The sequence below is a fragment of the Streptomyces sp. NBC_01176 genome (genome assembly GCF_045039825.1).
Lineage (GTDB): Bacteria > Actinomycetota > Actinomycetes > Streptomycetales > Streptomycetaceae > Streptomyces.
Map to the genome: position 1 here is coordinate 9,885,800 of NZ_CP108600.1, position 22,236 is coordinate 9,908,035.

At 73.6% G+C, this 22,236-nt stretch carries 15 protein-coding genes; 8 read left to right on the top strand and 7 right to left on the bottom strand.

The genetic code is table 11. The features are described 5' to 3' along the window. The first annotated feature begins 3 nt into the window (after positions 1–3). Together OG199_RS43035 and OG199_RS43040 are read left to right on the top strand one after the other, a co-directional pair. Positions 4–891 carry a DMT family transporter gene (locus tag OG199_RS43035; protein ID WP_401808909.1) on the top strand — a complete coding sequence of 296 codons (888 nt, stop codon included), beginning with the start codon at positions 4–6 and terminating at the stop codon, positions 889–891. A 224-nt stretch (positions 892–1,115) separates the two neighbouring features. Then, entirely contained in the window at positions 1,116–2,912 is a 1,797-nt protein-coding gene (locus OG199_RS43040; protein ID WP_405834375.1) for a glycoside hydrolase family 15 protein, read from the top strand. A gap of 374 nt (positions 2,913–3,286) precedes the next feature. Here the strand turns inward: OG199_RS43040 and OG199_RS43045 are convergent, their stop codons facing one another. Next, on the bottom strand, positions 3,287–4,024 hold the full coding sequence (locus OG199_RS43045) for a TetR/AcrR family transcriptional regulator (RefSeq protein ID WP_401808860.1): 738 nt from the start codon (positions 4,022–4,024) through the stop codon (positions 3,287–3,289). Between the two features lie 94 nt (positions 4,025–4,118). Here OG199_RS43045 and OG199_RS43050 point away from each other — a divergent pair, with 94 nt between their 5' ends. Next, positions 4,119–5,609: a DHA2 family efflux MFS transporter permease subunit gene (locus tag OG199_RS43050; protein WP_401808863.1), complete on the top strand. Its 1,491-nt coding sequence runs from the start codon at positions 4,119–4,121 to the stop codon at positions 5,607–5,609. A 256-nt stretch (positions 5,610–5,865) separates the two neighbouring features. Beyond that, entirely contained in the window at positions 5,866–6,402 is a 537-nt protein-coding gene (locus tag OG199_RS43055; protein ID WP_356808351.1) for a hypothetical protein, read from the top strand. A gap of 24 nt (positions 6,403–6,426) precedes the next feature. Here OG199_RS43055 and OG199_RS43060 read toward each other — a convergent pair whose 3' ends face one another. Then, complete coding sequence (locus OG199_RS43060; protein WP_401808865.1) at positions 6,427–7,248, bottom strand: maleylpyruvate isomerase family mycothiol-dependent enzyme; 822 nt, start codon at positions 7,246–7,248, stop codon at positions 6,427–6,429. A gap of 142 nt (positions 7,249–7,390) precedes the next feature. Continuing rightward, entirely contained in the window at positions 7,391–7,876 is a 486-nt protein-coding gene (locus OG199_RS43065; protein ID WP_356808355.1) for a hypothetical protein, read from the bottom strand. Between the two features lie 274 nt (positions 7,877–8,150). On the opposite strand from OG199_RS43065, the gene OG199_RS43070 reads away from it, so the two are divergent. Then, positions 8,151–8,666, top strand: coding sequence for a DUF5990 family protein (locus tag OG199_RS43070; protein ID WP_405827221.1), 516 nt, complete (start codon positions 8,151–8,153; stop codon positions 8,664–8,666). Positions 8,667–8,792: 126 nt separating this feature from the next. Here OG199_RS43070 and OG199_RS43075 read toward each other — a convergent pair whose 3' ends face one another. Then, entirely contained in the window at positions 8,793–9,473 is a 681-nt protein-coding gene (locus tag OG199_RS43075) for a hypothetical protein (RefSeq protein ID WP_356808357.1), read from the bottom strand. Positions 9,474–9,927: 454 nt separating this feature from the next. Beyond that, on the bottom strand, positions 9,928–11,334 hold the full coding sequence (locus OG199_RS43080; protein ID WP_405834373.1) for a methylmalonyl-CoA mutase family protein: 1,407 nt from the start codon (positions 11,332–11,334) through the stop codon (positions 9,928–9,930). An 88-nt stretch (positions 11,335–11,422) separates the two neighbouring features. Between OG199_RS43080 and OG199_RS43085 the strand changes: the two genes are divergently transcribed. Continuing rightward, on the top strand, positions 11,423–14,056 hold the full coding sequence (locus OG199_RS43085; RefSeq protein ID WP_405827219.1) for an AAA family ATPase: 2,634 nt from the start codon (positions 11,423–11,425) through the stop codon (positions 14,054–14,056). A 416-nt stretch (positions 14,057–14,472) separates the two neighbouring features. Here the strand turns inward: OG199_RS43085 and OG199_RS43090 are convergent, their stop codons facing one another. Both OG199_RS43090 and OG199_RS43095 read right to left on the bottom strand, forming a co-directional pair. Then, positions 14,473–15,177, bottom strand: coding sequence for a LuxR C-terminal-related transcriptional regulator (locus OG199_RS43090; protein WP_356807380.1), 705 nt, complete (start codon positions 15,175–15,177; stop codon positions 14,473–14,475). 592 nt (positions 15,178–15,769) lie between these two features. Beyond that, positions 15,770–18,394 (bottom strand): BTAD domain-containing putative transcriptional regulator, encoded by a 2,625-nt coding sequence (locus tag OG199_RS43095; RefSeq protein WP_405827216.1) that lies wholly within the window; start codon positions 18,392–18,394, stop codon positions 15,770–15,772. 281 nt (positions 18,395–18,675) lie between these two features. Between OG199_RS43095 and OG199_RS43100 the strand changes: the two genes are divergently transcribed. Then, positions 18,676–20,460: a fatty acyl-AMP ligase gene (locus OG199_RS43100; RefSeq protein WP_405827214.1), complete on the top strand. Its 1,785-nt coding sequence runs from the start codon at positions 18,676–18,678 to the stop codon at positions 20,458–20,460. A gap of 2 nt (positions 20,461–20,462) precedes the next feature. Continuing rightward, positions 20,463–22,226, top strand: a complete 1,764-nt coding sequence (locus OG199_RS43105; RefSeq protein WP_356807385.1) for an acyl-CoA dehydrogenase family protein — start codon at positions 20,463–20,465, stop codon at positions 22,224–22,226. The last annotated feature ends 10 nt before the right edge of the window (positions 22,227–22,236 follow it).

Sequence of the window (22,236 nt, forward strand, 5' to 3'; positions counted from 1 at the left end):
GGCATGGTGGTCTCCGTCGTCTTCGCCCTGCTGGCCGCCGCCAGCAACGCGACCGCCACCGTCCTCCAGCGCCGCGCCGCGCAGGACGTCCCCCTGTCCGAGGGCTTCCGCGCCCGCCTGTTCGTCGACCTGCTGCACCGGCCGGCCTGGCTCGGCGGCATGGGCGCGGTCATGGCGGCGGCCTGTTTCCAGGCGCTGGCCCTGGTCAACGGCGCCCTGGCCGTCGTACAGCCGATCTTCGTCCTGGAACTTCCCTTCGCCCTGCTGATCGGCGGCCTGGTGCTGCGCCGGCGGGTGACCCGGCGCGGCTGGACGGCCGTGGTGTGCATCGCCGCCGGGCTGGGCGTCGCACTGGCCGCGGCGGCACCCTCGGCCGGCACCGACCATGCCGCCGCGGGCGGCTGGGCCGTGGCCATCATCTGCTGTGTGGGCGTCATGGCGGCCGCCGTCCGGATCGCGCTGCGCCTGCCCGCCGGACGCGCCCGCGCGGCCTGCTTCGGCAGCGCCGCGGCCATCGGCTACGCGCTCACCGCGGCCCTGATCAAGGACGCCACCCACGCGTGGCAGACGGGCGGTGTCACCGGCTTCTTCCTCGCCTGGCAGACCTACGCCTTCGCCGCCGCCGGGGTCTGCGCACTGTTCCTGCTGCAGAACGCCGTCCAGTCCGGCCCCCTGGTCGCCTCCCAGCCCGCCCTCACCCTCGGCGACGCCCTGGTCAGCCTCGCCCTGGGCGTCACCCTGTACGCGGAGGAGGTGCGCACCGGCTGGTGGCTGGTCCCCGAGATCGCCGGGGCCGGCCTGATCCTGTACGGAGCGGTCCTGCTGGCCCGGATCCCGCTCGCCCAGACCCTGGTCGCCGCACCCCCCGCCCACCACCGCGGCCGGACCTGATCGCGCCCCCCGCCGCCGCGCCGGGCGGCCCGCCCGCTCCCCAAGCCCAGGTTCCGGGGACTGGTTAGCCTGGAGTGGCAAGGGGGTGGCCAGGCCGACAGCCCGAGGAGGCTGACGTGGCTGAAGCGACGACCGACACCGGAGCGCCAGAAGGACTTCGCCGCGACCCCGGTGCCCCCGGCCCCCGCGGCCCCGGCCCCCGTGGCGCCGACACACCCGCCTACCTGCCGATCGCCGAACACGGCCTGATCGGCGACCTGCGCAGCGCGGCCCTGGTCGGCACGAACGGCACCATCGACTGGTACTGCTGCGCCCGCTTCGACGCGCCCAGCGTCTTCGCCTCGATCCTCGACGCGGAGCGGGGCGGGTCCTTCGAACTGGCCGCGGACGTCCCCGCGCGCACGAAGCAGTTCTACTTCCCCGACACCAACGTGCTCATCACCCGCTTCTTCGCGGAGGACGGGGTCGGCGAGATCCAGGACTTCATGCCGGTCGTCGACGACTCGCGCGAGGCCGGCCGGCACCGCCTGATCCGCCGCGTGGTGTGCGTGCGCGGAACACTGCCCTTCCGCGCGCGCGTCGCTCCCCGCTTCGAGTACGGTTCCGTGCCGCACACCGTGCACGTGTACGACGGCCAGGCCGTCTTCGAGTCGCCCTCCCTCCATCTCGCGCTGACCTCCACGGTGCCCATCGAGGTCGCGGGCCCGGACGTGTGGTCGCTGTTCAAACTCCACGAGGGCGAGTCCGCCGTCTTCACCATCGACCGGATCGGTGGTGAGGTGGCACCGCGTTTCTGCGCCGTGGCCGAGGCGGAGAGGGAGTTCAACGCGACCGTGCGCTACTGGCGGCACTGGCTGTCCCAGTCGCGCTACCGCGGCCGCTGGCGGGAGATGGTGCACCGCTCCGCCCTCACCCTGAAGCTGCTCACCTACGCGCCGACCGGCGCCATCATCGCCGCGCCGACCACCAGCCTGCCCGAGCAGGTAGGCGGCGAACGCAACTGGGACTACCGCTACGTGTGGGTCCGCGACGCCGCGTTCTGTGTCTACGCGCTGCTCAGGCTCGGATTCATCGACGAGGCCGAGGCCTTCATGGGCTTCCTCACCGAGAACGTCGGGCTCGAATCGGCCCGGGCGTCCCAGACCGAGGGACCCCTGCAGATCATGTACGGCATCGACGGCCGCCTCGACCTGCCCGAGCGTGAACTGCCCCATCTCGAGGGCTACCGCGGATCGGCCCCCGTACGCGTCGGCAACGCCGCCGTCGGCCAGCTGCAACTGGACATCTACGGGGCACTGCTCGACTCGTTCTACCTCTACGACAAGTGGGGCAAGCCCATCTCCAGCGGGCACTGGGACAGCATCTGCGAGCTCGTCGACTGGGTGTGCGACCACTGGGACCAGCCCGACGAGGGGGTGTGGGAGACCCGCGGCGGACGCAAGCCGTTCCTGTACTCGCGGCTGATGTGCTGGGTCGCGATCGAACGGGCGATGCGGCTGGCCCAGCACCGCGGCCTGCCCTCCGACATGGTCCGCTGGGGCAGGGTACGGGACGCGATCTACCGGCGGATCATGAGCCACGGGTGGTCCGCCGAACGCCATGCCTTCGTCCAGTACGAGAACAGCTCCATCCTCGACGCGTCGCTGCTGATGATGCCGCTGGCGAAGTTCATCTCCCCGACCGACCCGAAGTGGCTCGCCACCCTGGACGCGCTGGGCGAGGACCTGGTGTCCGACTCACTGGTCTACCGCTACGACCCGCAGGCCAGCCCCGACGGCCTCCAGGGCGAGGAGGGCACGTTCTCGATCTGCTCGTTCTGGTACGTCGAGGCCCTCACCCGCGCGGGCCGGCTGGACGAGGCCCGGCTCGCGTTCGAGAAGATGCTCACCTACGCCAACCACCTCGGCCTGTACGCGGAGGAGATCGGCCACACGGGCGAGCAGCAGGGGAACTTCCCCCAGGCGTTCACCCACCTCGCCCTGATCAGCGCGGCCTTCAACCTCGACCGCAGACTCGGCTAGAAGATCTTTTCCCCCCGCCCGCGGGAGCGCCACACGCCCTCCCGCCGTACGCGGACGGTGACACCCGCCCGGGGATCTCCCCTCCGCCGAGGGTGTGAACGAGGGGATACGGGCCGCATGTTCCGAGGCCGACGGAGTCAAGGCCCGCCGCGCCCGGCTGACCCGGCCGGGCGGGACGACCCCGGCCTGCGGTGGCCGGGGCCCGCACAGGCGCCGGGCGGCACGCGTTCGCGTGATCATCCGGCGCCGCCGGGCCCCGGCCACCGCCTCACCGGCCCCCGGCCACCGCCTCAGCGGCCCCCGGCCGCCGGGCGCGCCGGGGCCCGGCGGGGCCGCGGAGCAGGTTCACCGGTTCGCCGGCCGGTGCGGGGATCTCAGCGTGCGCCCGGGAGCCCGTCGATCATCAGGCCGATGGTGAAGTCGAAGCGGTCGTGGACGGTTCCGGCGGTCAGCTCGGCGGCGTAGCGCTTGGTCTGGGGGAAGGTGTCGGGCAGCGCGGCGAACCGGCGCAGCAGCTCGTCGCGGCTGACGACCCAGCCGTCGTCACCGCGGCCCATCCGGCTGCTCGCCAGGGAGACCTCGAGGCTGTAGGCGTTGACGTAGAGCGACAGCGAGTCGAGCGCCCAGGCGGCGATCTGCGGGTCGATGCCCCCCGCGAGCAGGATGGCGAGCATGCCCTCGCCGACCCGCAGCGTGTCCAGGTTGGACGGAGCGGCGGCGAAGGCCGCCCGGGAGATGCCCGGGTACCGCAGATACTGGTCGCGCAGCTGGGTGCAGACGCCGGCGATCTGCTGCCGCCAGGTGGCGGGGTCCGGCTCGGGCAGCTCGATCTCGGCGCACAGGCGGCCGATGAGCAGCTCGTCCAGATCCTCCTTGTTGACCACGTGGGCGTAGAGCGACGACGGCCCCGTCTCCAGCGCGGTGGCCACCCGCCGCATCGTCAGGGCGTCGTACCCCTCCGCTTCCACGATGCCGAACGCGGTGCTGATGATGGCGTCGACCGTGATCGGCTTCTTGCGCCCGCCGGACGGTCCACGCCGGGCCGCGGGCGCGCTCGAACCGGTGCCGAGCTGGTGCCGGGCCGCGCGCCGTTGCTCCGGAGTCGGTGACATACGGGCAGTCTAACCAATCGACGAACACTGTTCCGCGCCACCAGGAACAGTGTTCGTATTGTTCAGAACGGCGATCCAATGTAGAACAGTGTTCGTGTCCATCGACCAGCGCTCGTCCGAGGCGCCTCCCACCAGCACACCGCCGTCGCGCACCGCCTGGCTCGTCCTGACCGTCGTGGTCATGGCCGACGTCATGGATCTCATCGACTCCAGCATCGCCGGCCTCGCCGGCCCGTCCATCCACGCGGACCTCGGCGGCGGCCAGACCACGGTCCAGTGGGTGCTGAGCGCCTACACCGCGGCCTTCGCGCTCGGCCTGGTCACCTCGGGACGGCTCGGGGACCTGCTCGGGCGCCGACGGCTCTTCCTGCTCGGCATGGCCGGCTTCACCCTGACCTCGCTGGCCTGCGGTCTCGCACCCGACCCGGTCTTCCTGATAGTCGCCCGCACGCTGCAGGGCCTGTGCGGGTCGGTGATGATCCCGCAGGGCCTGGCCCTGGTGAAGGTCGTCTTCCCGCCGCAGCACCTGCGCAGGGCCCTGACCCCGGTCGGCCCGCTGATGGGCCTGACCATGGTGGGCGGGCCCATCCTGGCCGGCTGGCTGCTCCACCTGGACCTGTTCGGCAGCCAGTGGCGCTCCATCTTCCTGATCAACGTGCCCCTCGGCGTCGTCGCCGGCGCGCTCGCCCGGCGCGTCCTGCCCCACCGCGGCGGGGAGGACCCGGCCGCCCGCCTCGACCTCACCGGCGTCGGCCTGCTCACCGCGGCCTCGGCCCTGCTCATCGTCCCGCTCATCCAGGGACGCGACCTCGGCTGGCCCGCCTGGACCTACGTCATGATGGCCGCCTCGGTCGTCCTGCTCGCCCTGTTCGTCGTCTCCCAGCGGCGCAGCCGGCACCCGGTCATCACACCGTCGCTGTTCCGCAAGCGCAGCTTCGTCGTCGGCCTGGTGATCGTGGCCGGGTTCTACGCGTCACTGAGCGCGTTCGTCCTCGTCATCAACCTGCTGCTGCAGCAGGGCATGCACTGGACGCCACTGCGCACCGGCCTCACCCTGATCCCCTGGGCCCTCGGCACGGCCGTCGCCGTGCTGCTCGCGGGCGCCGTGCTCGCCGAGAAGCTGGGACGCGCGAGCCTGCACCTGGGGCTGGCCGTCGCCGTCGTCGGCCTGCTGGCCCTGTGGTGGTCCCTCGCCCACTTCGGCGCCGGCATCACCGTCTGGAAACTGGCGCCCGCGCTGCTGCTGACCGGCTTCGGCTCCGGGCTGGTGTTCGTCCCGCTGGTCGACTTCATCATCGGCGACGCCACCGCCGAGGAGGTCGGCACCGGCGCGGGCCTGCTCAACGCCGTCCAGCAGTTCGCCGGCGCCATCGGTGTCGCCGCCCTCGGCACGGTGTTCTTCGCCCGGGCCGGGCACCCGTCCCTGTCCTCCCGCCTCGCCGCCGCGGAACTGGTCTTCGCCATCGCCGCGGGCCTGAACCTCCTGACGCTGCTGCTGGTGGGCCTGCTGCCCAAACACGCCCAGCAGGCGCACGGCCAGCCCGAACCCGGCACCCAACCCCTGAACCCGGCACCCAACCCCTGAGCTCCGGCACCCAACCCCTGAGGGCGGCGACAACCCCTGAAACCCGGCACCCAACCCCTCAGGACGGCGGACAGCCCGTGAGGGCGGCGGGGCGGCGGACAAGCTCACACCCCGTTCTGTGACCTACGCCCTGTCGCCGCCACAACGGCCGCCCTTACGTTTGCTGCCCACGCGCCTGCCCCCTCCGGCGTCACGAGGCCCGCGACCTGCTCGGCCGGGCACGGGCCACGGCGGGCACCTGCGAAGGACGGTCACCATGCCCAGCGAACTCTCACCCGTCATCAGCGCCTCCGCGCGCTGGCTGCTGTCGGCGTTCCCGCCGGCGGCCGGTTCGCTGAACCATGCCCTGGCCGAGGCCCAGGCGCAGCACGCGGTCACCATCGCCGCCGCGCTGCGCTACCCCACCCCGCTGGACGCCGAACTGCTCGGCCTGCTCGGCCCCGGAGGCTCGGGCCGGCTGGACTACGTGACCGGCGCCGACGTGCACGCGCCGACCGGAGCCGAGTATCTCTGGCGCACCTGGGTCGACGAGACCGTCGTCAGCTGGGCGGCCTGTCTGCTGGCCGACGCCGATCTCGCCGCCGTGGCGACGGCCTGCCTGGCCGCCACCCACCACGGCACCGACGGCATCGGCAGCGCCCGCAGGCTCACCGTCCCCAGCCCCCGCGACCACCGGGCGGCCCCCCTGCTGCGTCACCCGGATCTCCTCGGCCCGATCGCCGACCTCCACCGCGCGACCCTGCTGGTCCTGCTGGACACCACCCCGGCGGCCGGCGCACCCGGCCGGAGGTGACCGCCCCCGCCGCCGTCACCGCGGTCAGGGTGCCGTGAAGAGGCCCGGGAAGCGGGGAGCGAGCCAGGGCCTGCGACCCCAGACGGTGATGCCGCCCCGCCCGATGGCGCTCCACTGGCCACGGCGGCCGAGCGCCATCAGCAGGAAGGTGACCGGCTCGGTCAGGATGGTGCAGTCCGGCCGGGCCGGTGGCCGCGGGTCGACCTGTACGACACCGTCGCTCACCGTGACACCGAACCGGGCACCGCCCCGCAGCCGGATCGTGTAGCGCGCGTCCAGCCCGGCCGCACGGGCGGCGTCGGTCACCCGCGGCATGGCCGTGAGCAGGAACGGCACGGTCAGATCGACCCGGGCGCGGTCGATCATGTGCGGCCGGCCCAGCGCGCGGGCGAGGTCGTATCCGTGACCCAGCATGTGGGTCAGCAGGTAGGACCCCAGCACGTCCGCGCCCATCGGGCCCAGCGGGGTGACGAGGGTTCCCCGCGCGGCACCCGCCTCCCACGCCCGCAGATACGCCTCGGCCTGCGCCTCGATCATCACCGCCAGCGGCTTCGCCCTGCGCTCGCCGAACGCGGCGAGGGCCTGCTCGTTGGCCGCGGCGAGGCTCTGCGGCGTCCCGTCCCCGTAGCCGCGTACCTGCCCTGCCGCGAGCTGCGCCATCAGTTCGTTGGCCTGCGCCAGATGCGCCGCCGCCTCCCCGACGCTCCACCGCGAGCCGGGTACCGGCAGCGCCATGTCCGCATCCCGGCGCAGCAGCGCGGCGATCTCCCGGGCGGTTTCGCGGATGGCCGCGTCCAGCCCCTCGGGCAGTGCACCCTGTACGTCCTGCCCGGCCACTGACTCCACGCCGCTCCACCTCGAGGTCCCGCGTCCGCGCCGGACGCGGGACGGCCCGGCGAGCCGGCAGGCGGACGCCTTGCCGGTCAACCGGGGTACAGAAGACCAGGTGACGCGGCCCGCGACAAGCCCCTGGGCACGGCCGCGCGGGTCAGTTCCACAGGGGGTAGGCGACCGTCTGCCCGTATCCGGCGGGCTTGCTGTCGGTGTAGACGAGGCTCAACCGGGTGTACTGCGAGGACTGGGGGTTCTTCTTCCATGTCTGCGGGCGGTCGAGCCGTACGGTGACGGGGTATTTGCGGAAGGTCCCCGCGGCGCAGTACGGCTTGCAGTCGTTGACCACGTTGACGCCGCTGGCCACCGCGGAGTTGGCGTCCCAGCGCGACCACTGCAACGAGGTGAGGCGGCTGTTGCCGTCACCGCAGGCGAGCACGAAGTTGCCGGGTTCCACCTGCGGATGCCAGAAGCAGTCGACGATGACGGGCTGCGTCGGCACCGAGGGCTGCGTCGACTCCTGCGCGAGGGTGTGCGCGGACCGCGGCGACGTCACCGGAGCGGCATCCGCCGTTCCCATGACAGTGGCGAGCGATACCGCGGCACAGAACGTGACTGCCGCCCTGACGGTGAGTTTTCGCATGTCCGCTCCCGGCCGCGTTCTCCTTGGACTCCCTGGCCCCCACGTCCGTCCGGCCCACCCGCCGGGCCCCGCCTGCACGGCGGGCGCCGACCGGCTGCCTTCCCACGCGGAGGATGCCTCCTCCCACGACGCTACGACCCAGCCGGGAGATCCACCACTCGCACGCAGCAACAGCACTTGTGGAACAGTCCGCCCCGCGCACCGGGCCCCCGCCACCGACCCCGCCACGGCACCGCGAGGCGCCCGCCACGGCCACGACGGGATGATGGCCGGCATGCGCATCCGTATCGACGCCGTCGACCTGCCCGGCCGCACCTGTCCGGCCCCCGCCGACGCCGCCTTCCCCGAGTACCGCGACATCCATGTCGCGGTGCAACGCCGTGACCGTCCCGCCGAACTCCTCGACCCACAGCCCGGCGACGCCGAGTCCGCGACATGGACCCTGCCCTGCACGGCGGCCGCCTCGCCGGCCGGCACCGACATCAAAGGCCCCTACGTGCAGGACCGCCTGGGCCGCCGGTTCGTCTACCTGTCCTGGGGCACCGTCGACGAGTCGGGCGTCTTCACGATGTTCCGCCGCGCCAAGCTGATGCTCGACGCCGTGCCCCCGCAGGTGCTCGCCGCCGCCGCGCGCGAAGGCCTCCTCGTCGGACACCTCGGCCTCAGCGACGCGCACGGCAACCCCCTGTGCGCACGTGTCGAACCTCCGCACATCACCTGGACCGCCGGGCCTGCCCAACCCCTCGGGCAGAAAGGGCACATGAGGGTCCCCGGCGCCACGTCCACCTGAGGGCGCCGCCGCGGCGAAGGGCGCCGGACCGCTCATGAGGGTGAGCGCCGATGGGTGCGGCACGGACATGAAGGTGTTCTTCGGCGCGGACCGGGCCGCGCGGGTACGGCTGCGCATGCCCTCGCGTCAGTCGGTGACCGGGGCCTTCTGCTCCGGGGCGGCCTGCTTCGCGGAGTCGTCGGCCGTACCGGTCCCGGCCGCCGTGTAGTACACCGACGTGCCCTGCTTGCTGCGCTGGGCGCGTCCCTTGGCGACCAGTCCCTCCACCGTGGTGCGCACGACCGTGGCCTTGATGCCGCGCTCGGGGTGGGTCTCGGAGAGCGTGGAGGTGATCTCCGCGGCGGAACGCGGCTCGGACTGCCGGCTCAGGTGGTCGTGGATGAGCTCGACCAGGGTGAGGGTGGGCTTCCCCGCGGCTTCCGGCGCCTTCGCGGCGGCCTTCGTCCCCGCGCTCCTGGGCGTCGTCCGGGCGGCCTTGGCAGGCTTGGCGGCAGCGGCCTTCTTCTGCTGCTTGGCGGGCTTGGGCGCGGACTTGGGTTCGGCGGAAGCCTGCCGCGGCACCGAGGGCACCGTCGCGGCGGGCTCGGCCGCCTTCGCCCCGGCCGCGGCGGGGGTCTCGTCACCCAGCGTCCGCCGCAGGTTGACCAACAGGGCCTGATCGCGCCGCAGTGCCTGCAGCAGCTCCTGGAGGGCCACCACCTCGGCGGCGATACGTTCCTGTTCCTTGGTGTTGCGCTCAAGGTCCGCGGTGAGCTGGGCCGCGTACTGCGACTGGAGTTCGGTGGTCTCCGACTGGACTTGGGTCATGTCAGTTCCTTCTTCCGGGATGTCTGCATCGGTCCTGAGGGCGGATGGTACCTGCATCATCTGGCCATGATCCTGTGCGTGTTCGGGCTCTCGCGCACTGACCGACTCCCAAGGATGCCGTGCTCGGGGCCCACATGACATCAAGGAAGGCCACATGTGAGTGGCACCACCAGCCCACATCGAGGGTGTCTCATTCCCCTCATCAGCACGGGACATCCCCGGGGAGACCAACCCCGCGCGGACCATGGCCGATACCGGCCGCAGCGATGTGCGGCAGGCGCACACACCAACTCCCCTCCGGACCGGGGCCGCTGAGATCGGCCACGTCGTAGGAGGCACAGTCCCAGACAACGGGGTGCGGCATCGGGGAGAACAGCGGAACTCACCCGAACGGCATCCCGTCCGTGGACACTCACGTTGATGGGACCGGTCGCCGGCGCCCACCACCCGCCCGCTACGCGGCGGGCTGAAAACCGGCGCCCCACACCTGCCGCAAGGTGTCGCAGACCTCACCCACCGTGGCTCCGGAAGCCAGTGCCTGCTTCATCGGGTGGAGGACGTTGTCACTGCCCTCCGCCGCCTTGCGTACCGCGATGAGCGCGTCGTCGACCCGGTCGGCGCACCGCCACGCACGCAGTTTGGCCAGCCGCTCGGTCTGCCGCTGTTCGGCGACGGGGTCGAGACGGGCCGCCTCGTACAACCCGTCCCCGTCGAGGCAGCGGTGGTGGTGGGCGGCGCGCTCGATCTCGTCCCTCTGGAAGCCGTGACCCAGGGCGGCGACCGCGCCACCCAGCTCCTCCACGCGCCGCATCAGCTCCAGCGCCGCGGCCTCCAGAGCGTCGGCCGTCCCCGCGGCGGCCCGGCTGCCGGCGAACGGGCGCACGCTGGGAGCGGACCCGTGCGGCCGGCCGCCGAGCACCGCGGCCAGGCCCCGCACCGCCCAGCGCACCGGCAGACGCGACGCGGGGCCGCGCGCACCGAACTGCTCACCCAGCACCCGCGACCAGACACGCCGGGCCGCACGCAGGGTGGCGAGCTCCTCCAGGAGTGTGGCCCGCGCACCGAAGAGGAACGACAGCCGCGGCGCGAAGTCGTCCGCCTCCATCCCGTACGCGACCGCCGTCCGCAGGTGCTCGACACCCTCGGCCAGGGTGAAGGCGATCTCCTGCGCGGGCGTGGCTCCCGCCTCCGCCAGGGCGCGCCCCGAGAACGAGAGCGTGTTCCACCTGGGCAACTGCGCACGGCAGTAGGCGAAGAGGTCCGCCGCCAGCCGCAGCGACGGCTCCGGCGGGAAGACGTACCTGCCCCGGACGACGTACTCCGTCAGCACGTCGTGGTGGACCGTGCCGGTCAACCGGTCGGCGCGCAGGCCCTGTTCCTCGGCGACCAGCTGGTACAGCAGCAGGAGCACGGCCGCCGGCGCGCCGACGGCCATCGACGTCGACACCCGGTCCAGCGGGATCCCGGTGAACAGCACCCGCATGTCGTCGATGGAGTCGACCGCCACCCCCGCCCGGCCCACCTCACCGCTGGCGACCGGGGCGTCCGAGTCGACACCCAGTTGCGTGGGCAGGTCGAAGACGACCGACAGCTCCGTCGTGCCGCGCGCGACCAACCGCCGGTAGTAGGCGTTGGACTCGCCCGCGGTGCCGAAAGCGGCGGACCGGTGCGTGGTCCAGGGGCAGACGGTGAACATCGATGTTCGTCCCTCCGAAAGGCCCGGCGTACCGCGGGAGCGCCGCGGGTCGTCATCGTGGGGGCAGTGACTAAAGCCCGGGCAGCGCGACCATCCCCGCAAGGACCTGCCGAAACCCGCCGACGGTGTGACAGGGACGGCATCCCGGTACTTCCTGCCGTGCAGTCACTGGCCATCGCGCCGGACTCGTGTCGGGCATATGCCTTCCTAGACTGCAGGAACGTGGAGGGAATGCGACCGGGAGGGCGGGCCCATGATGCTCCTGCACCGCGACGACGAATGCGCACGACTCGACAAGGCTCTGCGCGCCTGCAGCGACGGCACCGCTCAACTGGTGCTGGTGGAAGGGGCGCCCGGCTGCGGCAAGACACGGTTCCTGCAGTACGCCGCCGACCTCGCCGCCGACCGCGGACTCACCGTGCTGCACGCCGCCGCCGACCCCGGCGCCCGCCGCGAGGACCACGCGCTGCTGCGCCGGCTCGCCGCCTGCCTCACCGGGGACCCGTCCCGGCCGGCACCCGACCCGGACGAGACAGCCGCCGGCTTCGCCGCCCTGCTGCGCACCGCCTGCGCGAACGGCCCGGTGCTCCTGTGCGTCGACGACCTGCAGCACGCCGACCGCGCCTCGCTCGCCGAACTGCTGCGCCTCACCCACACCCTGCACGAGGCCCCCCTCCTGACGGTGCTCGCCCAGTCCCCCCACCACCGTACGGACGGCTTCGGCCTGCACACCGAACTCCTGCGCCACCAGGGCTTCGTCCGCATCCCGCTGGCCCGCCTGGACGCCCGGGGCACCGCCGAACTGGCCCGCTTCTGGGGCACCCCGGTGCCCGCGGACGCCACCGCGTCACTGCACGCGCTCAGCGGCGGCAACCCGCTTCTGATACGCGCCCTGCTGGCCGAGACGGGCGCCCCCGCCGGGCGGCCCGAGTGGCCGGAGCCCGAACCCGGCGGCCCCTTCGCCGAGGCGTTCGCGACCTGTGTGCAACGCTGCGGCCCCGCCGCCCGCCGGCTGGCCGCCGCCCTCGCCGTCCTGGGTCCGCAGGCCGACGTGGAGCGCGCCGCCCGGCTCGCCCGGCTCGGTGCCGACGCCGCCGCCCGCGCGTGCAACGCCCTGGACGCCGCCGGACTCGTCACCGGCGCCCGGCTGCGCCACGCCGCGGCCGAGTCCGCGGTGCTGGGCATGCTCTCCTGCGAGCAGCGCCGGTCGATGCACCGCAACGCCGCCCGCGTCCTGCACCACGCCCTGGCCGAACCCGCCCTCGTGGCCGGGCAGTTACTCGCCGCCGGGACGGCCACGCACAACTGGGAGATCCAGGCGCTGCGCGACGCGGCCCGGCAGGAACCGTTCTCGCACAGCGACCCGGACGGCGCACCGACCTTTCTCCGGCTGGCCCGTTCCGGCTGCCCCGACGAACCCACCCGGCTGCGGATCACCCTGCAACTCGCCGCCCACACCTGGCGTTTGCACCCGGCCGCGGCCCACCACCTCCTCGACGAACCCCAGGCCGCCCTGCGCGCCGGACAACTGCCCTGCGCCGACGCGGGATGGCTGGCCCGGCTGCTGGCGGCCCAGGGCCGCGTCGAGGAGGCCGACGAGGTCCTGGGCCGAGCCGCCGGGGACGTCCGCCCGGCCCGCGACAACGTGCCCAGCGAACCCCACGCCCAGTGCCCGGTCACCCACGAGCGCCCCACCACCGCGCCGGTCACCCGCGCCGCCACGCTGTGGCTGAGCCCGGGCGCGCGCGAGGACGTACCGGCCGCCGAACGGCTGCTGGCCGACACCCCACTGGCCCCGGCCACCTACGAGTCCCTGGCCCGGGCCCTGCGCACCCTGGTCCACCACCGGCCGCAGCGGGCCGTGGCCTGGTGCGGCCGGCTCGGCGAGGAGATCTCCGCCCGCAACGCTCCCGGCTGGCAGGCCGCCTTCGCCACCGCGCACGCCGAGGCCCTGCTGCGGCTCGGCGACCTCGCCGGCGCCCGGCGGGAGGCGACGCGTGCCCTCGAACACCTCGCCGGCCGCGGCGGCCCGTTCCTCCTCGCCCCGCTCGCCCTGCTGGTCCAGGCCCTCACCGAACAGGGCGAGTACGCCACGGCGGCCCTGCACCTGCATCCCACCCTGCCCGGCGAGCCGTACTCCACCGTGCACGCCCTCGCCTTCCTGCGCGCCCGCGGCCGCTACTACCTGGCCACCGGCCGCCCCCAGGCGGCCCTGGAGGAGTTCCTGGAGGCGGGCCGGGCCGCGGGCCGCTGGGCGACCGACCAGCCCGAACTGCTGCCCTGGCGCACCGACGCGGCGGAGGCACTGCTCCTGCTCGGGCGCCCCGGCGAGGCACAGGCCCTGGTGGCCGACCAGCTCGCCCTCCCGGCCGCCGCCGGCGCGCGGGCGCGCGGGGTGACCCTGCGGCTCAGCGCGGCCACCGCCGAGCCCCGGCGCCGCGTCGAGCTGCTGGTCGGCGCGGTCGACGAGCTCCGCGACTACGGGGACCGCCTCGAACTCGCCCGCGCCCTGGCCGACCTGGGCAGCGCGCTGCGGCTGAACGGCGAGGGGACCCGGGCCGGGACGATCACCCGGCGGGCCTGGCAACTGGCGGGCGACTGCGGTGCGGTGCCGCTGCGCGAGCGGATACGTCCCGTCGACGGCCCGGAGCGTGCCGCGCGTCCCGTCCGCCACCGGGACACCGCACGGCTGAGCGGTTCGGAGGAACGGGTGGCGGCCCTCGCCGCCCAGGGGCACACCAACCGGGAGATCGCGGTCAAGCTCTTCGTCAGCCCCAGCACGGTCGAGCGCCACCTCACCTGCGTCTACCGCAAACTCGGCATCGCCCGCCGCCAGGACCTGCCCTCGGACCTGCGCACCCGCACGTTCGAACAGGCCGGTCACTGAAACCGTCCGCACGGGCCCGGTGACGGCACGCCCCCGCACGCGCCTCGCGCGGGGCGGGAGACCTGTGCCGAGCGGGACGTCCCGGCCCCCGGAGGGCCTGACGGGCCGCACTCCTGACGGGCCGGACTCCCGGCGGGTGCCGCGCAGTCGGTGGCCGCTGCCCCGGCGCGCCGGCACACCTCGGAGGAGGGGCCCGGGACGGGGCGGGGCGGGACGGCCGTACGGGAGCGGACCGGGCTCATCCCGGGACAGGAGATCCTCGGCGGTCCGCCGCACGCCGTGTCCGGTGCGCGCCGCCTCCACCACGACGCCGCCGCAGGGGTGCGATGTTCCCGGGTCCCTGGCCGGTGACGGCCAGGGACCCGGCGGGAGCATCCAGCACGGGGGGCAGGCTGGACCAGGCCGGTTCGGCCGTTCTACTTGATGAACTCCGGGGGCACCCGCGGGGGCCAGTGACCCACCGTCAGCATGCCCAGGGAGTGGGCGCGGGCGACGAGGGCGGCCCGGTTGGGGGCCTTGAGCTTCCGCAGCATGAGCCCGACGTGGTACTCGACGCCCTGCCGGCTGAGGTAGAGGCGCGCGGCGAGCTGGACGGTGGAGGCGCCGGCGGCGACCCCCTCCAGCACCTGCGCGTCGAGCTTGCTCAGCAGCCGCTCGGGGGAGTGGACGGCCGGCTCCTCGGCGGCCGCGCCCTCCTGGTCCGGGCGTACTTGGACAACGATGCCAGCGAGCCCACCTGTGGTGTCGTGGACCGCGATTCCGGTGAGCCCGGCGGAGAACACCCGGCCCGAGTCGCCGAGGCCGACCATCCGCTCGTCGAAGCGGTTGCACCGCCCCTCCGACAGACGCGTGAAGTGCCGGTCGAGATAGGACGGGGAACTCGGGTGGAGCAGCTCGTACAGGCTGCGGCCACAGGTGTCGGCCGAGGTACGTCCGAACCGGCGGGAGAAGTCGGGCTCGGCCGCGACGATGCGCCGTTCGGGATTGAGGTGGGCGGTGTAGGTGCGTCGGCCGGCCGCCGACGCCGAACGGGCGGCGTAGGTGTAGCGGTGCCCGACCGAGGGGTGCGAGGTGGTCGACCGGTCGTTGGTGAGCAGGACATCCGTGATGCTGGTGGTCATGACGAGATACCGGCTTTCTGTATCCAAGTGCGGGACAGCGCATGCCTCGTTGCACGGCCGGCTTTCACACAGCGCCGGGCGATCGCCGGGAATCCGTGCGCGGCGGTTGGGGCGGGGGGATCCTGGCCGCGCCGCTGCCGACGTGCTCGTGATCCCTTCGGCGTGCGGGCAGCCGTTCCGCGATCCCCGTGAGCTCCGCGATCTCCTCGATCGGCTGGATCTCTTCGTTTCCTCCTGAACAGGAAGTGACCTGTCCTACTGCACCACCGGCCGCTTGCGGCTGTGTTGTGTGCGGCATGGGGGATCTCTGTGGCAGCCCTGCGGGGCCCTTTGGGGAGCGCGGACGCAGGCCCGGGAGGCTGGTTCTGTGCGCTCGGCCGCAGGGGGCGTCGGACGCCGCGGCCGGGGTTCTGCCGGCGGCCCGCGCGGTCAACCGTACGAAGGGCCCGCCGCGTCCCGCGGAACAGTCACGGCAGGCGGCGTCGTGACATCGGGCGCCCGCCGATGGCCCGGAATGCCCATCAGACGATGAAGTTCGACTGCGGTGCGGCTTCCGAGTCGGACGTGAAGGTGACCCTGAGCTGACAGCCGCTCAGTTGGCGCAGGGCGCCAGGCGCCACACCCCGGGCCGTACCTCCGACCAGCCCGCGGGCCGGTGGCCCTGACCGTGCACCCGGTCGAGCCACCGCTGCGCGTAGGACTCCAGGCGCGGGTCGCGCAGGGTCGCCGCCAGTACCAGGCAGTCGGCGAAGTGCGCCTCGGCCGCGTCCACGCCGACGTTCTCCAGGGCCAGCAGGCCCAGCACCCGGTGGGCCTCGTAGCGGCCCCGGGGGTCGTCGGCCACCGCGTCGAGCGCGGGGGACAGCAGCGCCGCGGCCTCCTCCAGGCCGCCCGCGTCCAACTGCAGGTCGGCCAGCCCGACCAGGGCCCGGCCGCGTTCGGTGGCCGCCGCCCCCGCGTCGGCCGTCAGCAGTGCCCGCTCGTAGAACTCGCCGGCCGTCGTGAGCTGCCGCCGCTGCCAGGCCAGGTCGCCCAGCGACCGCAGCAGCCGGGCCTCGGCGGCGAGGTCCTCCTGCCTGCGTGCCGCCTCCAGCGCCAGGGCGTGACAGGTCTCCCAGGTGTCCCAGGCCGCCCGGGCCTCCAGGAAGCCGGTCATGGCGTCGGCGAGTTCCACCGTCTGCGCCCACAGGCCGGCCGCGTGACACCGGCGTACGACGTCCACCAGCCCGTCCTGCCGCCGGCTGAACAGCTCCAGCGGATGTATCCCGCACCTTTCGGCGTGGCCGCCCGCCTCGCGCAGCTGCCCGGTGAACTCCTGCGCCAGCCTGGCGGTGGCCGCCCGCGCCTCCGCGGCCGGGCTCTCCGCGGCCAGGCACTCCAGGGCCAGCAGCCGCCACAGCGGATGCATCCGGTGGTGCGTGCCGTGCTCCGGGCCACCCGCCACCCGGCGCAGCAGCTGGGCCCTGACCAGAGCGTCGAGCAGCTCACCGGTCTTGGCCACGTCCTCCCCGAGGACCGCGGCGGCCGTCTGGGTGTCGAAGGGGCCCACGGGCACGAGCCCCAGCAGACGGAAGGCGCGCCGCAGCACCGGCTCCGTCTCCTCGTAGCAGGAGCGCATCCGGTCGTGGAAGCCCGGCGCGGCGGCGCTCAGTTCCGCCAGCCGCCGCTGTTCGCCGCGCAGCCGGGCGGCCAGCATCTCCGGGCCCCAGTTGGGGCGGGAGGCCAGCCGTGCCGCCGCCGCCCGCAGCGCCAGCGGCAGTCCCTCGCACAGCGCGGCGATCTCACGCACCGGCGTCTCGCCGCCGTGCTGCGGGATCAGACGGCCGGCCGCCGCGGTGAACAGCCGGCGGGCCTCGTCCTGGGGGAGCACGTCCAGTTCCAGCACCCGGTCGGTCAGCCCCTCCGGCACGCGCCGGCAGGTGATCAGCGCGGTGCTGCCCGCCGAGGCCGGCAGCAACGTCCGTATGTGTTCGGGGGATTCGGCGCCGTCCAGGATCAGCAGGATCCGCCGGTCCTCGGTCAGCCGGTCCAGGACGCGGCGCAGCCCGGCCACGTCGGTGGGCAGCGGCCCGTCCACCCCGAGCCGCTGCAGCAGACGCGTCAGCAGCTCCGCCGGGCCGGCCTGCGGCGGACCGCCCAGTTCGAGGAAGACCCGGCCGCCGGGGAAGAGGTCACCCAGCTCGTGGCCGGCGGCGACGGCGAGCGCGGTCTTGCCGATGCCGGCCGCCCCGGCGACCGCCGCGCAGCCGCCGGCCGGGATGTCGCGCAACAGGGCGCCCAGCCGGTCCAGTTCGTCGGAGCGGCCGACGAACACCGGGTCCCGCGGGGGCAGCCGGTCGGGTGTGCGGCCGGGCAGCGGGACCTGCCCGAGGCGGCCCGTGTCCGGGGTCGGCGCGGGCCCGGTGTCCTGCGGCACGCTCTCCTCGGACGCCCGGGGGACAGGGGCGGGGTGCAGCAGTTCCGTATCGCCCGCCAGGATCCGCTGGTGGAGCAGCTGGAGCGGCTGCCCCGGTTCGATGGCCAGTTCCGCGACGAGGGTCTGGCGCAGCTGCGCGAAGATCCGTAACGCCTCCGCCTGCCGCCCGGCCCGGTACAGGGCCGTCATCAGCAGCATGTGGAACTCCTCGCGCATCGGCATCTCGGCCACGGCGGAGTGGAGTTCACCGATCAGCCGCTGATGGTGACCGAGCCGCAGCTCGGCACGCATGCGCTGCTCCAGAGCGGCGGCCCGCACCTCGGCCAGCCGCACCGCGGTCCGGGCCAGCAGCGCGCCGTGCGGGGTGTCGGAGGCCAGCGGGGCACGCCACAGCTGCAGCGCGCGGCGCTGCAGATCCGCGGCGGCGGCGTGGTCGCCGCGCAGCAGCGCCTTCTGGCCGTTGTGGTGCAGTTCCTCGAACACCGTCAGATCGAGCTGCGCGGGATCCAGGTGCAGCGCGTACCCGGGCGGACGGGTGACCAGCGCGTCCCGGCCGTACTCCGGGTCGGCGGTGTGCAGCAGCTTGCGCAGCTGCGAGACGTAGACCTGAAGGGTGGTCGTCGCGGTGCGCGGCGGGTGCTCGCCCCACAGCTCGTCGATGAGACTGTCCACCGAGACGATCTCGTTGGCCCTGACCAGCAGGGTCGCGAGCACCGCACGGATCTTGGCCGCCCGGGGCCGGACCGGCTCGGCCGCCGCGGACGAGGTGATCTCCAACGGACCCAGAATCCGAAAACGCATGCTCCCACCCTCTTCTCCGTCGCATCGGCCGGCGGGACCGGACGGCCGACGCGCGCCGGAGCCGCTCGTCGCCCGCTCGCTCCGCGGAACCGCGACGACAGACCGTGCTGCCCCAATGTAGGCGTCGGCCACACCCCAAATTCGGACAGGCGTACCCCTGAATTCTGTGAAGGGGCGGTGCATCGCAAGCGGCGCTTTAGCCCGTGATCTCACGATGAGCTTGCTCGGCGGCAGAGGGGCGTCCTGTGCCCCGCTTCGTATGCGCCATGAGGGGGCTGACGTTGACCGCTGCATTCACCACCTTCACCCAGCTGATGCGGGAACGGGTCGCCGCGCTCGGCGACGCGGACGCCCAGGTGTTCGTGCGGGACGTCAGCGAAGCCGAACACCTCACCTACTCCACTCTCGACCGCCGCGCCCGCGCCCTCGCGGTACGGCTGCACGAACTCGGCGCACAGGGCCGGCCCGTGCTGCTCCTGTACCCACCCGGCCCGGAATTCCTCGTCGCGTTCGTGGGATGCCTGTACGCCGGCGCGATCGCCGTGCCCGCCCCGCTGCCCGGCGACCGGGGCGAGCGGCTGCAGCGGGTCTCCGGCATCCTCCGGGACACCGCGGCCACGCTGGTGCTGACCGACTCCGAGCACGCGGCGGACACCTCCCTGTGGCTGGCCGTGACCGGCCGAGGAGAAACGGTTTGCCTGGCCACTGACCTCGACGACAGCACGGCCGCCGACGCCTGGCGCGCACCGCGCGTCGGCCCCGACGACATCGCCTTCCTGCAGTACACCTCCGGCTCGACCAGCAAACCGCGCGGCGTCATGGTCACCCACCGCAACCTGATGGCCAACCAGGAGGCGCTGCAGCACCTCCTGGGCACCACCGCCGACGACCGCTTCGCCAACTGGCTGCCGCACTACCACGACATGGGCCTCATCGCCCATGTGCTGCACCCCCTGTGGCTGGGCACCCAGTGCGTCCAGCTGTCCCCGGTCTCCTTCATCAAACGGCCCGTCAGCTGGCTGCGCGCGATCGGCGAGTACGGCCTGACCGTGAGCGGCGGCCCGAACTTCTGCTACGACCTGTGCACCCGCCGCGTCACCGACGCCCACCTCGCCGAACTCGACCTGTCCAGCTGGCGCCTGGCCCTGTGCGGTGCCGAACCCGTCCGGGCGCAGACCCTGGACGCCTTCGCCCGCCGCTTCGCCTCGGCCGGACTGCGCGCCGCGAGTCTCTACCCCGGCTACGGGCTCGCCGAGGCCACCCTGGTGGTCTCCGGCGGCCGGCCGAACGTCCCGGCCCGCCGGCTGACCGTGGACGCGGCCGCCCTGGAACAGGACGAACTGCGCGCCCCGGCCGACGGCGCGGCCACCCGCACCCTGGTCGGCTCGGGACGGGCGCACGACTTCGACCTGCGGGTCGTCGACCCCCTGGCGGGCGTGGAACTGCCCCCCGGACGCGTCGGGGAGATCTGGCTGCGCGGCGACAGCGTCGCCCAGGGCTACTGGCGCCAGCCACTGGAGACCGACGAGACCTTCCACGCCACGCTCGAGGACACCCCCGGCGCCTTCCTGCGCACCGGTGACCTGGGCGCCGTGGACGACGGCGAGCTCTACATCACCGGGCGTTTGAAGGAAGTCATCATCCTCAACGGGCGCAACATCTACCCTCAGGACGTGGAGTGGGCGATCCGGGAGACCGGCCCCGCCCTCGCGGCCGGCCACGGCGCGGTGTTCACCGTCGGAGCGGACCGGGAGCAGCTCGTAGTGATCCACGAGGCACGCCTTCCCCGCGCGGACACCGACCGCCTGCGGGAGCTGGCCTGCGGTATCCAGACGCTCGTCGGACAGGACTTCGACGTCCCCGCCGGCAATGTCGTCCTCGTACGCCCCGGCACCGTGCGCCGCACCACCAGCGGCAAGATCCAGCGCACCCTGATGCGCTCGCTGTTCCTGCGCGGTGAGATCACCCCGCTCCACGACGTCCTCGACCCGGCCGTGCGCGCCCTGATCACACCGTCCGAGGTGCCCAGCGGCGAGAACGCCCCCACGATGGTGCGGAGCAGCTAGTGGTGACCTCCGCGCTGCTGACCCAGCCGCCGCTGCACGAGGGCCTGCCCCCGAGCGACGCCCCGGCCCGGGTCGCCCGGCTGGAAGCGCTGCTGGGCGACCCCGCCGACCCGGCCAACCCGGCCGGCTACCGGGCCCTGCTGCACGCCGACCGGCGGGCCGCGCTGTCCGCCGACGCCGAGGGGCTGCTCGACGACTTCGGCATGAGCCGCGAGTTCGTGCCGACGGACCTGGGCGGCCGGTTCGACTCCGCCGAAACCCTGCTGCGGGTGATGCGCGCGGTCTTCCGCCGCGACGTCGCCCTCGGGGCCGGCTACGGCATGACCACCTTCATGGCCGCGTCCGACGTGTGGATGCAGGGCAGCGCCGACCAGCGGGCCTGGCTGGCGGACCTGCTGCTGTCGGGCTCCAAGGCGGCCATCGCCCAGCACGAGACCGCCCACACCAACGACTTCGTCCGCAGCGGGGTGCGCGCCGAGGTGCACCCCGACGGCCTGTCGGTCACCGGCGTCAAACCGGTCATCAACAACCTGCACCGCGCCGACGCCCTGGTGCTGTTCTGCCGCACCGAACCGCAGCCGGGCACCACCGGAGCCCACTCGGTGCTCCTGCTCGATCCGCACACCCTGCCCGCCGACCGCTACCGGGTCACCCGCCGTCCCGCCACCCTCGGTCTGCGCGGCTGTTTCTTCGCCGGAGTGGAACTCGACGCCTGCGTCGTCCCCCGCGACAGCCTGCTGGGACCACTGGGCGGCGGAGTGGTGACCGCCCTGCGCTCCTTCCAGGTCAGCCGCACCCTCATGGCCTCCATGGTGTCCGCCGCGGTGGACACCGGCCTGCGCACCGCCGTCCTGGTGGACCGCAGCCAGCGGCCCGGCCGCACCGGCCTGGACCCCACCGACCCGCAGCACACGGCGGGCACCCTCGCCGGGGCCTTCGTCAACCTGCTGCTCTACGACTGCATGGCCGTGGTGGCCACCCGGGCGCTGCACCTGCTGCCCGCCGAGACCAGCATCTACTCCGCGGCGGTCAAACTGCTGCTGCCCCAGGTGCTCAGCGACACCATGTACGACCTGGCCACGGTGCTCGGCTCGCAGATCTACACCCGCGAGGGCACCGTCGGCATCTTCCAGAAACACATCCGCGACGTGCCGGTGGTCAGCCTCGGACACGCCGGCACGGCCGCCTGCCAGGCGACGATCATCCCGCAGCTCAGATCCCTCGCCGAGAAGTCCTGGTTCACCAGTGTCGAGGCGCCCGCCGCACTGTTTCGCCCCGGTGCTCCGCTGCCGCCCTTCGACTACGGTCAACTGTCCCTGGCCTGTGGCCGGGACAGCGTCAGCGCCTCCCTGCTGGCCACCGCCGCGTCCGTGCCCGGCTCCACCGCCGTCGAGCGCACGCTGCGTCATCTGGCCGGCCAGATGAGCGCCGAACTGCACGAACTGCGCAGCCGGGTCCTGGCGCTGCCGCCCCCCGACGCCGCCCATCCGGTGGGCCCGGCCTGGTTCGCCCTGACCGACCGCTACGTGCTCGTGCTCGCCGCCGCCTGCGTCCTGGGTGTGTGGCACCACAACCGGGGCGGACCCGACCCGTTCCTGGCCGACCCGGCGTGGGCCGCCGCCGCCCTGCACCGCATCGCCCGCCGGCTGGGCATCCCCGCCGCCGACCTGCCCGCCGAGTGCACCGCCCGGGTCCACCGGGAGGTCCTGGCCCGCTACGGCGACCGGCGCAGCTTCGACCTGCACAACACACCGATTCCGGGCTGAGCACGGGCCC